Raw genomic sequence first — 13,641 nt, 5'->3', positions numbered from 1 at the left:
GCTAACAGTGAAGAAGCACGTTAGCTTTTATTTTCATAAGTTTGTGAATGCACGGAGGAATGAAAATGACATGGATTTATCTAACATTATTTGTCTTTGCAACATTTCGACTTACTCGTCTAATTGTTTTTGATAAAATCACAGCGTTTATTCGTAAACCGTTTCATAAAATTGTAGAAGATCAAGATGAACAAGGAAATACGGTAACTTATCTAGAGATAAAAGGGAAGGGACTGCAAAAGTGGATTGGAGAGCTGCTCAGCTGTTATTGGTGTACGGGCATATGGTGTGCGGTAGGGATTTATTTTAGTTATGTAGCGTTCCCGCATATTGCTATTCCTATCATTACAATCTTAGCGATTGCAGGATGTGCAGGAATTATAGAATCATTTATGAAATAAATGGACGAGTTAAAAGACATATTGAACATCAATATGTCTTTTAATAATTAAGGGAAATTTAGCACTACTTTATTAAAAAAAGGGATGCCTTCTTGCCACTCTTCGCTATAAAAAAAGCCTTCTAGAATAAATGAAGTCGTATCAGAGGACAGCGGAATGACTACTTGAAAAGAGTCAAATAGTAATTTGTCTTTTGGCTTTAATACGGTTTGCTTAATAGGTTTGATCCAATATTCACCGTCATTTTGAATTTTTTCGTTCCATTTTGGATGAGCATAGCGCCATTCTAAAGAAGAAGAGGGGATACTGGAAACTTCAATGTCTTTTTCATCAATGATCTTCCCGCTTAATATAGCCGAAGCAGTGGGTTTCATTTTTAAGCAAAGCACCGGAGAGCGTAAAGTACTGCTCGTTTGATTTTGAATAATTACGTTGCCGAATATCGTCAGCTCGCTTTCATCTTGTTCTGGCAGCAGTATAGAATGTTGAAAGAAACAGAGGATATCACTCTTTTCGAACCTTTCCACAGGTTTTTCCACAATTTTTTCGATTACTTTTTCCACAATCTTTTCTTCAATAACGGGCTGTTTTCTCGAGGCTTTTTCCCGAAATGCTTCTGCAATAATTTTTTGTTCAGAAAGCTCGTTTCTTAGTAAATCCAGCTCTTTTTCTAATCCTTCAATTTCTACTTCTTTTTCAGATGTAGAAAGCGTCTCAGCGTGCTTTTTCTTCCAAAACGATGTATTTTCTTTTTCTCGTTCTAAAGCTCGTTCATAGCTTTTTAATTGGTTTTGTACGTGCCGAATTTCCGATTTATAGTGAATGAGCTTTTGTTTTAATTGAGTTAAATCATCTTTAGGGGAAGGGGAGTTACGACTCATCTAGTAGTCTCCTTTCCTGCTGAGCTATGAATTAAGTTTGTAAACCTGAGCTGCCTACAGCAGTTTTATTTATATGTATGCACAAAGCTTGTAAACGATGAAAAAAGAGGAGAAATATTCTCCTCTGATAGAGTATTTAATTAATCGAAATCTGTTTCAAAGGAACTTTCATAGCTTCTTTCATCACATTCATCGTGATGATGTTTTCCAGGGAAGATAGCTTCACATTGAGGTGGATATTCGACAGGTAAGCAACCAACGTTGGATGGATCGATGATTTCAGGTCGAGGGTAGCAGAAGCTGCCTTCCACTTCAATTTTCACGTCTTTTTCAATTTGTATACTTAAACATAATACGATGTCGAAGCTTAGCAGTTGTAAACGTCCGTGTGATAATCTTATAGAACCGCTTGTTCCTTCAAAAGAATCTAGGTGTACAACTGGGTCAGTGCCTTCAGGAGCACAAAGATAAAACGTTTGATGTGTTTTCCATGGAATATTACAAGAAGTAAATTCATGATGTTTTTGATGGTTACCTAAATCAATTAACTTAATCTTGTAAAAGCCACTGATTGATAATTTAACTTCATGAAGAACAACACTTTCTCCATCGGGTAAAATAATTGTTCGAGGGCGGCGACCTCCGTGCGGCACAAGTTCAATTACTTTATCCAGTGCGTTTTCATCTGAAGGATCCACAGGATTACCATGGCAATCTGTTAAAATAATTTCAACTTCTACGTCATCTCCTAAACCTTTAAGCACATGTTCATTAAATAACGAAGTGTCATGGGTAAAAATTTGTGGTAAAACGACTTGACGTCTAACCCAGTCGTACACTTTAGGTACGCGGATACACAATGATTCAAAAAGTTCTCCCATTTTTAAACCTCCTAATTGTAATTGTCCTTCCTTTACGCTTTTCGTTACTAGGTATCGGACTACTATAGTGTATGAATGACCTGCTTTTATGTTCCTTAGTAAAAGCGGAATTTATCGGAATAAATTCTAGGTGAAGCGAGCATAAAAAATGAAGGAAATAATAAACTCAATTACAGCATATTCATGTTAATAAAAAGTGTTATTCATCTTTAAGTGATTTTTTAGAAGTAGTGGGTTATTTATAATGGAGGAGTGAAGGGCATGAGTGAGGAAAAAACAAAACAATATATTGCTTCATTGAAGTCAGAACTGGCTTTTTATAAAGAAGAATATCAAAAATTCAAGCATCAAGAATTTGAACATGAAGATATTAAGGAAGAGTTAGCGGAATTAAAGCAAAAGCATGAAGAAGAAAAAAGGAAACTAGAGGAAAAAATAGATTGGCTTAAAGCATGTGTTAATGAACAAAAACCAAAAATCGAACAGTCCATTGTACAGTACAATCATGAAGCACAAGGAATCATTCAAGAGCTGCAAAAACGGCTGCGTGAAGTGACAGAGCAAAAGGGAGGAGAGAGATCAAGAGTGAAAAAGTCAAAAAACAGCACGGATTTATTTTTGTCCATGCAGCGCAAAATGGACAAATAAGATAGAACGTCTTTCTTTAGTCCTGAATATAATGTTATAGATAGGATGCTGTGAAAAGGAGGCAAAACATGATGTATTATCATTATAATTATAATCCTAATCAATACCCTCAGCCCCTGCCTTATCATCCACAACCAATGACAAAACAATCAGTGAAGAAAGGGCAGTCTATTCCTAAGCCAGTCCAGTACCCTTCTCCAAAACAAGGTGGTTGCGGCTGTGGTTCAAAGTTACCAAAGCGATAAGTAATAGAAGCATTGTCACTCGGACAATGCTTTTTTACATAGGGTGGAGAGAGGTGTAGAGATGCCGGATTTTTTCGATGAATTTGAACGTTTTTTTGAACAGCATATGATGGGAGAACATCGAAAGAGAATGAACGAAGTAGAAAAAGCAGAAAAGCAGATGGAACAGCAAGAGAGGAAACTGCAGCAAAATGTAAAAAGACTTGATGAGCAAGATGCTGAAGATCCTTTTGGACAATGAAATTTAATGTACACAGTTGAAAAGCCCATACAAAATCATTTGAGCGAACATACAGTATAGAGAGTAAAACAGAGGGGGTGTAATATTATGGGCTGCGGATTTGGCTACGGTGGTTGTGGTTACGGTGGTGGCTACGGCGGTGGTTTTGCGTTAATCGTTGTATTATTCATTCTATTAATTATTGTTGGTTGTGTTTGTTTTTACAATTAATCCCTTCTATGAATAAGGCACCGAAAAGTGCGGGTGAAGTTTCACTCGCACTTTATTTTTTTATTAAATGTAAAGGGCACCATCTAGGCACATTGTGCATACGATGAAGTATAAATAAAGGAGGTCATGCAAAATGGATAATAATATGTTTAAAAATATAGAAAAGAAAACAGGCGTTAATATGAAGGATATTTTTGAACTTGCGAATTCTGTACAAAATGCTAATTTTAAAGATGAGCAAACGGTGCGTAATATTGTGAAGCGAGTAGCACAAATTGCGAATAAGCCAATTTCAAAACAAAAAGAAGAACAAATTGTTAAGGCGATTGCAAACAATAATCAATCCATTGATTTTGCGACCATCGCTAAAATGCTAAATGAGAAAAAATAATTTAATATTTTTATATAAAGCCCTGACGTGTCAGGGCTTTTTTCTATTTATGCAATTTCATTTGTTTGAAATGCGTTAGGATCAAGATCAAACAGTTCCGGATGCTGTGCTAAGTAATTAATTTCTTTAATACGATGAGCGAGAGGGGGGTGAGTTGAAGTAGCTTGAGTCAACCACATAAAAAAACCTTTTTCCTGTGAGTGCGTATGAACAAATTCCTCTTGATTTACTTTTTTATTTAGACAATGACCAACCGCAAGTATAGTGAGTGCTTGAGTGGCAGCTTTTGCATCACCAATCGCAACGGAAGCTATGCGATCACACGTATATTCACAGGCCCTAGAGTAAGCTTTTCCTAAAAAAGGAACCCAAAGAGCAGGTAGAATAAGTGAGTGGTAGAGTGTATGTTTACGTTTGATATGAACTAATTCGTGGGCAATAATAAAAGAAAGTTCTTTTTCTTGATTATCTTCAATCATTTCAACAATGTCGGAGTATAAAATGACAAAGTGACGTCCAAAAAAACGTGTAGCAAACGCGTTTAACAAGCCGCCTGATTGAATAATATAAATATCGGGCAGCTCTAAATCCAGCTCTGAAGATAAATGTTTTGCCTGATGATAAGTGTGCGGGAACTGCTTCTCTGTCAATCTAACTCCATTATTGCGAATTTGAGCAATAGAGAAACCGTGGAGTATAAATGTAATTAAAAAACCGATTACAAGATAAATAATACCAACGAGTGAAATAATTAAAAAGAAATAGGTTAATAAGCTGATAACCATACACAGAATGAAAAAAATCTTTTCATTTTCATGAATAAGCTTTGCGTTCAATAATGGAGCCCCCTAAAATATAGTAGTACAGTACATAACGTAGTGTAACGCATCCATTTATGAATATCTACCTCTTAGTGGAATATTTGGTTAATAATAGATGGTAAGAATATCGGTTATGGACGCTAGCTTGAAGTAAGATAAAGAGGTTGAAACATAACTACAGGAATCCAATTTAAAGACAACAATCTGGATACATGATCTGGACTGCTTCCTCGACCGCTGTTGCTTTCTGCGGGGGCTCATCTGTCCCCGCAGGAGTCTTCGCCTTGTCCTCCAACCAACAGCTAGAAGCACCTGCGTTCACCGCGATTATAAAAAACACGAACTATTTATCCGTTTATGATAGATAGTTCGTGTTGCAATTTAATGAAACTACTTTTGTCCAAGCCTGTTTTTCCTTTACACTTTTTTTATAAACGACTTCAGGAATCTTGAAGGATAAGCGGTTTTACCTCTTCTAGTTTGCGGAACAGATAAGTAAAGTGAATTCTGTGCACGCGTCATGGCTACATATAAAAGGCGGCGTTCTTCTTGAAGCGGCACATCATCTCCGCCTCGATAAGCTTCGAGTGCATAATCATGAGGCAATCCGCCATCTACGCTGCTCAGTACGTATACATGCTTATATTCAAGACCCTTTGCTCGATGAATTGTGGTTAGTTGAATACTTTCATTAAATTGCTTGCTTAAAGCTTTCATCTCTGTGTTCATGGCAATCATATGATCCACATGCTCTAACAGTTCAGGTACGGTTTTAAATTTACGTGCTACAACTTTTAAATCCCGCACGTCATCCGAACCTTTTTCCATCATATTTCCTTCATTTCCGCGTTTTTTGACAAAATCATCGAATCCCATATCTTTAGAAATTGTCTCAAGTGCCAAAGAAGGAGACATTGATTTTAGCGACTTGAATAAAGGAATTACTTTCTTGAGCTTTTTTTGCTGAAACGGTTTTAGATCTTGAAGATATTCAAGTGCATCAATAAATGTACCATCATGAAGAATACTTGCTGCTTTTAAGTCATTGACTGCTGTTTTCTTTAAAAAGAGTGCGTTTACTAAATCTTGTAGCGAACTTGCGTCATTTGGATTCACGCTCAAGCGTAGAAATGAAAGTAAACTTCGAACCATTCGTCTTTTATAAAAAGAATCCGCATCTTGTTCGATTGAAAATGGCAGGTTTGACTGCGATAAACGTTCAAAGATGGCGCGTGAAGAAGCGTGAGTTCGGTACAAGACCGCGAATTCAGTTGGAGAAGCCCCTTGCTTAATTTTTTCTTTCATATCCGTTACAATCATTGTTGCTTCTTCTTCTTCGTCGTATGGAAAGAAGAATGTAGGTCGCAACTCATTATCAAACTGGGCAGCCATTTCTTTTTGTCGGCGCGCTGTATTTCGTGCAATGACTTTATTCGCAGAAGAAACGATGGCATGAGCTGAACGATAATTTTGGTTTAACGTAATAACAGTTGTATTAGCAAAATCTTTTTCAAAGTTTAAAATGAACGACGGGTCGCTTCCGCGGAAAGCGTAAATTGATTGATCATCATCTCCTACGACACACAAGTTTTTAGAGTCTTCACTTAGCATTTTCATAATTTTATATTGAACTTTATTGATATCTTGAAATTCGTCAATTAAAAAATAGCGAAACCTTTTTTGATAACGAGTTAGTAAATCGGGATTTTGTTTTAGCATTTCATAACATCCATACAGCATGTCATCAAAATCGAATAGCTGTTTTTGCTTTTTGACTTCTTCATAACGACGATATAAAAAGTGCACATCTTGTTCCCATTTGTCCTTTGGGCGAACATCTTTCACGCCAACAAGCGTGTTTTTCCAATAGCCGATTTGCTGAAGTGCCTGATCAAACGGAAAATCTTTTTCATCCACGTGGAGCTCTCTTGCTGCTTCTTTCACAATCTGTTCTTTTTGCCAATCCCATTTTAGCAGGCGGTCCATTTGCCACGCTTGAGGATTATGATGAACAATCATACGTAAGAAAATGCTGTGAAAAGTTCCAACTAGCATTTGACGAAGATGTAAGCCGGACATCTTTGGGTATGTAGCCAATCGTTCTTTCATTTCTTTAGCTGATTTAGCCGTGAAAGTCACCAGCATAATGGATTTTGGATCAATTTGTTTTTCTTGTATCATATATGCGGTGCGAGCTGTTAATACACGCGTTTTTCCGCTGCCTGCACCGGCTAGAATAAGGAGCGGTCCTTCTGAATGTGTAACAGCTTTCCATTGGTTCGAATCTAATTCAATACCGCTCTCTTTAAATTCATTTAAATAAGGAGAGTCAGAGTGTTTAGGAACAGCTGGTTTTAAGCGAAAAGCAGGAACACTTGAAAAAGGTGCGGAAGACCTCCATGTTGCTTTCTCTTTTACAGTTGAACTTTTCTCGCCAATAGCTCGTCCTTTAGGAATACGAAATCCATTGGTTTCTCTGTATTCAGCCGGAGTTTCTTTTATTTGTTGCACAGCTGTTGTTTCTGATAGTATGTCTGAACACTCTTCTCTTTCATGGGGAACTTGAGCATGATAAAAGTAAGGAGAATGCTCAATCCCCAGATATAATTTAACTGGTTCTCCGCAGTGAGCACACGTTATTTCTCCTCGGAGACTAGCTTCATATAAATATTGAAATCGGTCTCTAGCCGTTATAGCAAGATTAAGTATCTGATTTTGATAAAGTGTACGTTGCAAAAAAACATGGCCTCCTTTTTAAAACATGAATAATCAATAGTAAATAAGAGGGAGTTAAAGCAAGAAGCCGCTCTCGTTCTACATCGATATAGATGTGTGTATACGCACAGTTTTTGTTTTATAGTCAAAGTCTATCATATCAAAATCACCTTTTTTTAAAAAGAGCACGGATATTTTTGGAGGGATAGGATGTAAAAAAGGGTATATATTGAATAAGACATCACATATGTTCAAAAAAGGCGGTATAGATACAGGGTGCCATCTGTTTTGAGCAAGTCTAAAGTAGAGGATTTAAGTAATCTGTTTCAATGTCGATACTTCTTGAGAAAAATACTGAGGTCTGGGAGTAGAAGGTATCTTGAAAAAGAGGAGGGTTCATATGGGATATATACTGCCCGTCACGCCTTATCAATCTATTCAATATGCAAATCGCCTTCAAAAAAATAATGCTTCTTTTTCAAATCGTATTTGGCCTATTGAGAAAAAAAGCTTTGACGAAGAGTTTGAATCGCGTTCTCACTTACTGGAATTGACGCCAAGTTCAGTACAAAAGCGAAAAAAACTTCAAGCAGCAGAACGTGTATACAGCAAGCTAACAAATAAGGGCCTAGTGATTAATACAAGTGTCTAATACAAAAAATCGTGAACGCAGCAGAATGAATGCGCTCACGATTTTTTAACAAAGTAATGAACAAGTAAAAACATCTTAGTAAGATTCAATAAAAAGAGTACTGCCCTGCTGCCATTCAGCATAAAGCACCTGTTTATAATCGGTAAATCCTTGTTTTTTCAACTGTGTCTTTAACCAGTCTTCATCAAAGCCTGACTGAATCAAGTTTTTCAAAAGCAAACGTCCATCACTGACGAAGGCGATAGATAAAACGGGTTCAGAAGGAGGCAGCTGTAGATCGCTTCTTGTCGGCTTAGCATAATCAGATTTTGGCAATACGCTTAGTGATCCATCTGTTTCTAAAATCGCATATTCAACTTCCCGAATGGAAAATATGTCTTTTGAACGAAGCATATGAAGAAGCTGATCGATATCCAATCGATTTTTGCTAAGTTCTTTGTACGAAATTTTCCCTTTTCGAATAATAATAGATGGTCGTCCTTCTAAAAACAAACGCAGGCGAATATTTTTTTGAGTAATAACTTCGGTGACATAAATAAGCGCTCCCCAAAAGATAACAGCAAATAAAATTTTGCCTATTCCTACTTCTGAGTCATATAGCGCATTTCCTACTAACTCTCCTAATACAAGAGCAGAGATAAAATCAAAAGTGGTAAGCTGAGTGATCGTCGCTCTGCCTAAAAATTTAGTTAAAATAAACAGGCAGATAAATCCGATAAAGAGTTCTAATGCAATTCCGATAAGTTCATCCATATTTTCACCTAATTCACATGATTAGGTATTAGTATAAGCAAAGCAAAGGTTCTTATCCTTTAAAAAAGCAAAAACACCAGGTTCAATTCCTAGTGTTTTTTACTTAGTTTCTTTACCATCTCTACATGTGGAATTCCAGCATCCATAAATTCACCTGAAACCGTTACGTAGCCTAGCTTTTTATAAAATCCTTCCGCATGCGTTTGAGCATGCAGCTTAATCTTTTCAATCTCATGCTCTGCTGCGACCTCTTCTAACTTATCCATCAAAAGCTTTCCTACACCGTCTTTTCGATAAGAAGAAAGAACGCAGATTCGTTCTGCTTTTCCATAGTCCTCTACCATACGGAAGCGTCCTGCCCCAATTGGTGCAGTTCCTTTGTATACAACTAAATGCAGGGCTTCGGTATCGTATTCATCGATTTCTTGCTCTACATCAACCTGCTGTTCTTCTACAAATACTTTTTGACGTACGAAGTAAGCATCAGAATGATCTTGTTTGTTCGTTAGTACTTTGATGTTCACGTATCTTATCCCTTTCCAAGACGAAATGTTTCAAACACAGTCCATGTTTCATTTTCAAGCTGGTACATTAAGTGAAAGCGATCCACTGTTTCTTCATGAGCGACATCTACAAGCTTCAACTGGCTATACACATCTAAGTGCTCATCATCTGAAAGGCGTTGACCAATTGTAATATGTGGAATAAATGAATATTCAGTTGGCTGTTCGAGATTGCCTTCATGAAGTTTATTGTAAAGTGACGTCAGTTCTTGCTTTTGTTCCACTTTTAAGTAAATAACGTTATTGGCTGGTGAAAATGAGCTTACTTTCGTTACATTTAATGTAAATGGATTTGTTTCTTCGGCAATTTTACGCAAGTTAGCCGCAATTTCATCAATTTGGTCTTCTGTAGCTTCAAAGACTTCTTTTAATGTAAGATGAGGCGGAATTAATGAATAGTGAGAATCATAGCGCTTTCGATAAGAATTCGCTACATCTTGCAATTTTTTAGATGGAAAAAGTACAACGCCAAATTTCATAAAAAATCCCTCCAAAGTAAGATCATAAAATATGTATAAAGCGAGCTTATTATAACAAATTTTCGAAAAATATGATATCTTTCTACTTCAACATATATTGAAGCGACCGCTTTACGTCTTTTTGCCAGTATTTCCACGTATGATTTCCATTAAATTCTTCGTAGAAAACAGAATATCCACGCTGCTTCATTTGTTCGTGCAACAGGCGGTTAGGTTCAATAAAATTCAATATACCATCTTGCGTTGTTTTGACAGCCGTTTCTTCAGTTCCAATAACATGATACAAATCCAGAAGTGAAGGAGAAGCAAATGAGTTGACCGTTTGTAATACAGCATCGTTCACGAAAGGAGAATGCATAATTACTTTCCCGAACGTGTGAGGATACGCAATGGCCGTCAGCAGTGAAACTGTAGCAGCAAGCGAATCACCAATTAAAACACGTGATTTTCCCATTTGATATGTAGGATATGTTTTATCCAAAAATGGCACAAGTTCATGTGCTAAAAAGCGAATGTAAGCATCTACTTGATTTCCTTCTGGATGATACTTATCGCGTCTGTCTTCCACGCTTTTATATGGAATTCCAACAAAAATAGTACGATCGATTTCCGACTCGTTCATTAAATCATCAATTAAACGAGGTGTCCGTCCGTACATAACATAATCTTTTCCGTCTTGGGCAATAAGTAAGGAATACTTATAGAGCGTAGAATAGTTTGACGGCAAATAGACTAGTAACGTGACATCTTCTTGCAGTGCGTCACTATAAAAAGAAATTTCTTCTAACTTCCGCTTACTTTCTGACATGAATAATCGACTCCTATGCATTTGAATGAAAGCGTTACCTTTATTGTAACACATTTTCTAATAACCGTTCTTTATTTTATTGTAACGAATTTTTTAGCGAATGACGAGAAAGAGGCATGCGTCATTAAAAAAGCGCTTCAGAATCGACTGAAGCGCTTTTGATTAATCTAATTTTTTCATTTTTTTAAACATAGCTTTTTCTGCTTGGCTGGCTTTTTCTAGCGGCTTCTTCGTATATTCTTCTTCTTTTTCATCAATCGAAACCAATTCTGTGTCATTTTTTACATAACTTCGGATATTGCGAGCACCGAAATAGCCGTTTACATCTTCTAAAATAGGCTTGTTTTCTTTTTGATCATAAAGAGTATATGAATTCTCTTCCTTAACGATAGCGTAGTGATTCCCTGCTAGAAGAGCTACGGCTTCTTTTTCGCTTTTTCCAAAAGTAGACATGAGAAACAGAACGATTAAGACGATAAAGAAAAGGGCTGTTGCGCCAATGAAAAATAATAATAAGCCTCTGCTAAATTTACTTTGTTTTTCTTCCACAGTAGACAAACCTCCTGATTAGATAATTTTATTATAGCAAGTAAATGTAATGAGCGCCTAAAGAGATATGTGACGAGTTTATGAATTCAGGTGGATGAAACAAAAAAGGTTTTTAGCGCCTCTCATCGAATTTAATATAAAGAGAGACAACAACTTGAAAAGGAGAGAGAGACATGACAGCGAAAAAAATCCCAACGAGCAAAGAAGTAGCAAAGGCAACATTTGATTTGCTAGAAGAGCGTGGCGTAACAGTTTTAGATATTGCTGAAATTGTGTATGATTTACAGCTTCCTTATCATCCTGCTCTAACCATTCAGGAATGCGCTGAGAGCGTAGAGAGAGTACTGCAAAAGAGAGAAATTCAGCATGCGCTTCTAGTTGGAATCGAACTTGATAAGTTAGCTGAGCAACATAAATTATCAGAACCTCTTCAAAGTATTGTAGAACAAGACGAAGGGTTGTTTGGTGTTGACGAAACGATTGCTTTAGGTGCCGTTTTAACCTATGGCAGTATCGCTGTTACGACCTTTGGCTATTTAGATAAAGTAAAAGTAGGCATTATTGAAAAGCTGGACTGTAAAAAAGAAAAAGGAGTTAATACCTTTTTAGATGATTTAGTAGCGAGCGTGGCTTCTAGTGCGGCAAGTCGTTTAGCTCACCGTCAGCGTGATGAACAAGAACAGCTGCAAGAAGGCAATCCGGCTACGTAATAAATTTCTTTTAGTATGTATATAAGCTGCGTAAATTAACACGCCGAAATGATTTAGTCTTTTATTTAAGTAACGGATACTAGGCACGTATCACCTGCGTGTCTAGTATCCGTTAATGGAACGATTTATGGCTGTAGTGAAGTAGTCATAAGGTAGCTTAAGTTTTTCAGCCCAAGACTTTCATAAAAAGCAAGTGCTTTCTCGTTAAATGCCCATACGGTAAGCTGGAGGTCATTTGCTCCTTTTTGTACAGCCCACTGTTTCGTAGCAGAAAAAAGACTTTTTCCTACGCCATAATTTTGAAAGCCTTTCTTAACGCCAAAATATTGGATGTACGCTGTGTAGGAAAGAGGAGCTAATGTAGTGGGAGGGTTATATTTTAATTCAACAACAGACGCCCCAATAATTTGATTTCGATATTGAGCTACAAGAATATCAATGGTTGCATAATAAAGAGTAGCTTGATACTGTTCCGGAGATAAAACAGCCATCTGATTATCAAACATAGAAGGAAGCGCATTTGCGTGGAGTTCTAGTGATTCCCCTAATATTTTATTTACTTCTGTATAATCATCGAGTTTTGCAGTGCGATAGATAATCTCCATACACACTTCACCTACTTTTTAAAAGTTGTGCTTTATCATATGTAGCAACTTAAAAAATGTTAAATGAGAATTAAAACTTAAAAATTTTAAGCGAAGAACTGCACTAAACAGAGCATATATTCTATGCCCTGTTTGATGTTATAGTTGAAGAATATATAAGAGCGAAACGTTAAATTCTAGTTTCAGCAATGGCATCGCGTACTTTTTCAAGCGAGTGTTTAGAGGCATCTTTATTCGCAATCATTACATTAACGTACAAAGCATCAATGAGGCTTAGCTGTCCAATTCTCGAGGCAAGAGCTTCAGATCGATATTCTGTTTCTTCTGAACTCGTATAAAGAGAAACATCGACATTTTGGCTTAATGGAGATTTTGGAAAACCCGTAATACCGATCGTTTTGGCACCGTTCGCTTTTGCTGTATTTAAAATGTTCATTGTGTCTTTATTTGTTCCAGAATGAGAAATCACTACCGCTACATCTTGTTTTGTTAATTGAGAAGCGGACATAAGCTGGAAGTGGGAATCAATAAATGCAAACGTTTTAATTCCTGTTCGAACAAATTTATGAAAAGCATCCATAGCCACTACGGAAGAACCGCCCGTGCCATAAAACTGAACTTTATCCGCCTTCATAAGAAGTTTGACGGCTTTTTCAATAGCGTTGCTTTCTAGTATTTGTAATGTATTTTCAAGCGTTCGTACATTGGAGCGAAAGATTTTTTCAGCAATCGTTTTTTCATTATCCGTTTCAGCAATTTCCTCGTGAATCTGCTGAATAGGCGTCATAATTTCAGCAGCCAGCGCTATTTTCATCGCTTGATAGCCCTTGAAGCCAATTCGTTTACAAAAGCGAAAGACTGTTGCATCAGCTACATTTAAATCGTCTGCCACTTCGTTAATGGTACTGTGAATAATTTGTTCCGGCTGTTCTAAAATATAATTTGCTATTTTTTTCTCTTTTTCACTGAATCTAGCATAGTGAGAACGAATTTTTCCTAAGCAATTTTGCGTCATAACTGATGTTCCTTTCCACGAATTTAGTAGTAAAAAGAGTATAGCATAAAAATATGAGTGAAAAAAATTTTCT

19 protein-coding genes are annotated in these 13,641 nt (G+C 36.8%); 8 read left to right on the top strand and 11 right to left on the bottom strand.

The window, feature by feature from the left end; genetic code table 11:
- Nucleotides 1–65: 65 nt before the first annotated feature.
- Nucleotides 66–401 carry a DUF1360 domain-containing protein gene (locus tag AC1DEF_RS19805; RefSeq protein ID WP_035334808.1) on the top strand — a complete coding sequence of 112 codons (336 nt, stop codon included), beginning with the start codon at nt 66–68 and terminating at the stop codon, nt 399–401.
- Nucleotides 402–448: 47 nt separating this feature from the next.
- Here the strand turns inward: AC1DEF_RS19805 and AC1DEF_RS19800 are convergent, their stop codons facing one another.
- Both AC1DEF_RS19800 and AC1DEF_RS19795 read right to left on the bottom strand, forming a co-directional pair.
- On the bottom strand, nt 449–1,282 hold the full coding sequence (locus tag AC1DEF_RS19800) for an OmpH family outer membrane protein (RefSeq protein ID WP_097824312.1): 834 nt from the start codon (nt 1,280–1,282) through the stop codon (nt 449–451).
- Nucleotides 1,283–1,422: 140 nt separating this feature from the next.
- The gene (locus AC1DEF_RS19795) at nt 1,423–2,163 is read right to left on the bottom strand and encodes a BMQ_0737 family morphogenetic spore coat protein (protein ID WP_097824311.1); all 741 of its coding nucleotides are present in this window, start codon (nt 2,161–2,163) and stop codon (nt 1,423–1,425) included.
- A gap of 261 nt (nt 2,164–2,424) precedes the next feature.
- Between AC1DEF_RS19795 and AC1DEF_RS19790 the strand changes: the two genes are divergently transcribed.
- From AC1DEF_RS19790 to spoVIF, 5 genes are all read left to right on the top strand, one after another.
- Nucleotides 2,425–2,811, top strand: coding sequence for a hypothetical protein (locus AC1DEF_RS19790; protein ID WP_097824310.1), 387 nt, complete (start codon nt 2,425–2,427; stop codon nt 2,809–2,811).
- Nucleotides 2,812–2,879: 68 nt separating this feature from the next.
- Nucleotides 2,880–3,056, top strand: coding sequence for a hypothetical protein (locus tag AC1DEF_RS19785; protein WP_164797097.1), 177 nt, complete (start codon nt 2,880–2,882; stop codon nt 3,054–3,056).
- A 43-nt stretch (nt 3,057–3,099) separates the two neighbouring features.
- Entirely contained in the window at nt 3,100–3,297 is a 198-nt protein-coding gene (locus AC1DEF_RS19780; RefSeq protein WP_240530828.1) for a hypothetical protein, read from the top strand.
- An 87-nt stretch (nt 3,298–3,384) separates the two neighbouring features.
- Nucleotides 3,385–3,507: a YjcZ family sporulation protein gene (locus AC1DEF_RS19775; protein ID WP_013055448.1), complete on the top strand. Its 123-nt coding sequence runs from the start codon at nt 3,385–3,387 to the stop codon at nt 3,505–3,507.
- A gap of 133 nt (nt 3,508–3,640) precedes the next feature.
- A complete protein-coding gene (spoVIF, locus tag AC1DEF_RS19770) occupies nt 3,641–3,898 on the top strand; it encodes a sporulation-specific transcription regulator SpoVIF (RefSeq protein ID WP_013055449.1) in 258 nt (85 codons plus the stop codon).
- Between the two features lie 47 nt (nt 3,899–3,945).
- Here spoVIF and AC1DEF_RS19765 read toward each other — a convergent pair whose 3' ends face one another.
- Together AC1DEF_RS19765 and AC1DEF_RS19760 are read right to left on the bottom strand one after the other, a co-directional pair.
- Complete coding sequence (locus tag AC1DEF_RS19765) at nt 3,946–4,734, bottom strand: M48 family metallopeptidase (protein WP_255255748.1); 789 nt, start codon at nt 4,732–4,734, stop codon at nt 3,946–3,948.
- Nucleotides 4,735–5,136: 402 nt separating this feature from the next.
- Nucleotides 5,137–7,455, bottom strand: coding sequence for an ATP-dependent helicase (locus tag AC1DEF_RS19760; RefSeq protein WP_097824309.1), 2,319 nt, complete (start codon nt 7,453–7,455; stop codon nt 5,137–5,139).
- Nucleotides 7,456–7,834: 379 nt separating this feature from the next.
- Between AC1DEF_RS19760 and AC1DEF_RS19755 the strand changes: the two genes are divergently transcribed.
- Nucleotides 7,835–8,086, top strand: coding sequence for a hypothetical protein (locus AC1DEF_RS19755; protein ID WP_097824308.1), 252 nt, complete (start codon nt 7,835–7,837; stop codon nt 8,084–8,086).
- Between the two features lie 75 nt (nt 8,087–8,161).
- Here AC1DEF_RS19755 and AC1DEF_RS19750 read toward each other — a convergent pair whose 3' ends face one another.
- The 5 genes from AC1DEF_RS19750 to AC1DEF_RS19730 all read right to left on the bottom strand — a co-directional run bounded on the left by AC1DEF_RS19750 (nt 8,162) and on the right by AC1DEF_RS19730 (nt 11,238).
- Entirely contained in the window at nt 8,162–8,839 is a 678-nt protein-coding gene (locus AC1DEF_RS19750) for a DUF421 domain-containing protein (RefSeq protein WP_013081784.1), read from the bottom strand.
- 89 nt (nt 8,840–8,928) lie between these two features.
- Complete coding sequence (locus AC1DEF_RS19745) at nt 8,929–9,363, bottom strand: GNAT family N-acetyltransferase (protein WP_043980433.1); 435 nt, start codon at nt 9,361–9,363, stop codon at nt 8,929–8,931.
- 5 nt (nt 9,364–9,368) lie between these two features.
- Entirely contained in the window at nt 9,369–9,881 is a 513-nt protein-coding gene (locus tag AC1DEF_RS19740) for a YjcG family protein (RefSeq protein WP_013081786.1), read from the bottom strand.
- Nucleotides 9,882–9,963: 82 nt separating this feature from the next.
- The gene (locus tag AC1DEF_RS19735; protein WP_013055456.1) at nt 9,964–10,689 is read right to left on the bottom strand and encodes an alpha/beta hydrolase; all 726 of its coding nucleotides are present in this window, start codon (nt 10,687–10,689) and stop codon (nt 9,964–9,966) included.
- 162 nt (nt 10,690–10,851) lie between these two features.
- The gene (locus AC1DEF_RS19730; RefSeq protein ID WP_029324785.1) at nt 10,852–11,238 is read right to left on the bottom strand and encodes a hypothetical protein; all 387 of its coding nucleotides are present in this window, start codon (nt 11,236–11,238) and stop codon (nt 10,852–10,854) included.
- Between the two features lie 173 nt (nt 11,239–11,411).
- Here AC1DEF_RS19730 and AC1DEF_RS19725 point away from each other — a divergent pair, with 173 nt between their 5' ends.
- Complete coding sequence (locus AC1DEF_RS19725) at nt 11,412–11,948, top strand: phosphatidylglycerophosphatase A family protein (RefSeq protein ID WP_043980427.1); 537 nt, start codon at nt 11,412–11,414, stop codon at nt 11,946–11,948.
- Between the two features lie 125 nt (nt 11,949–12,073).
- Here AC1DEF_RS19725 and AC1DEF_RS19720 read toward each other — a convergent pair whose 3' ends face one another.
- Together AC1DEF_RS19720 and AC1DEF_RS19715 are read right to left on the bottom strand one after the other, a co-directional pair.
- The gene (locus tag AC1DEF_RS19720) at nt 12,074–12,553 is read right to left on the bottom strand and encodes a GNAT family N-acetyltransferase (protein WP_097824307.1); all 480 of its coding nucleotides are present in this window, start codon (nt 12,551–12,553) and stop codon (nt 12,074–12,076) included.
- A gap of 169 nt (nt 12,554–12,722) precedes the next feature.
- A complete protein-coding gene (locus tag AC1DEF_RS19715; RefSeq protein WP_013055460.1) occupies nt 12,723–13,568 on the bottom strand; it encodes a MurR/RpiR family transcriptional regulator in 846 nt (281 codons plus the stop codon).
- Between the last annotated feature and the right edge of the window lie 73 nt (nt 13,569–13,641).

The organism is Priestia sp. 10L35 (assembly GCF_056395685.1).
This window is presented reverse-complemented; position numbering and strand designations above follow the sequence as displayed.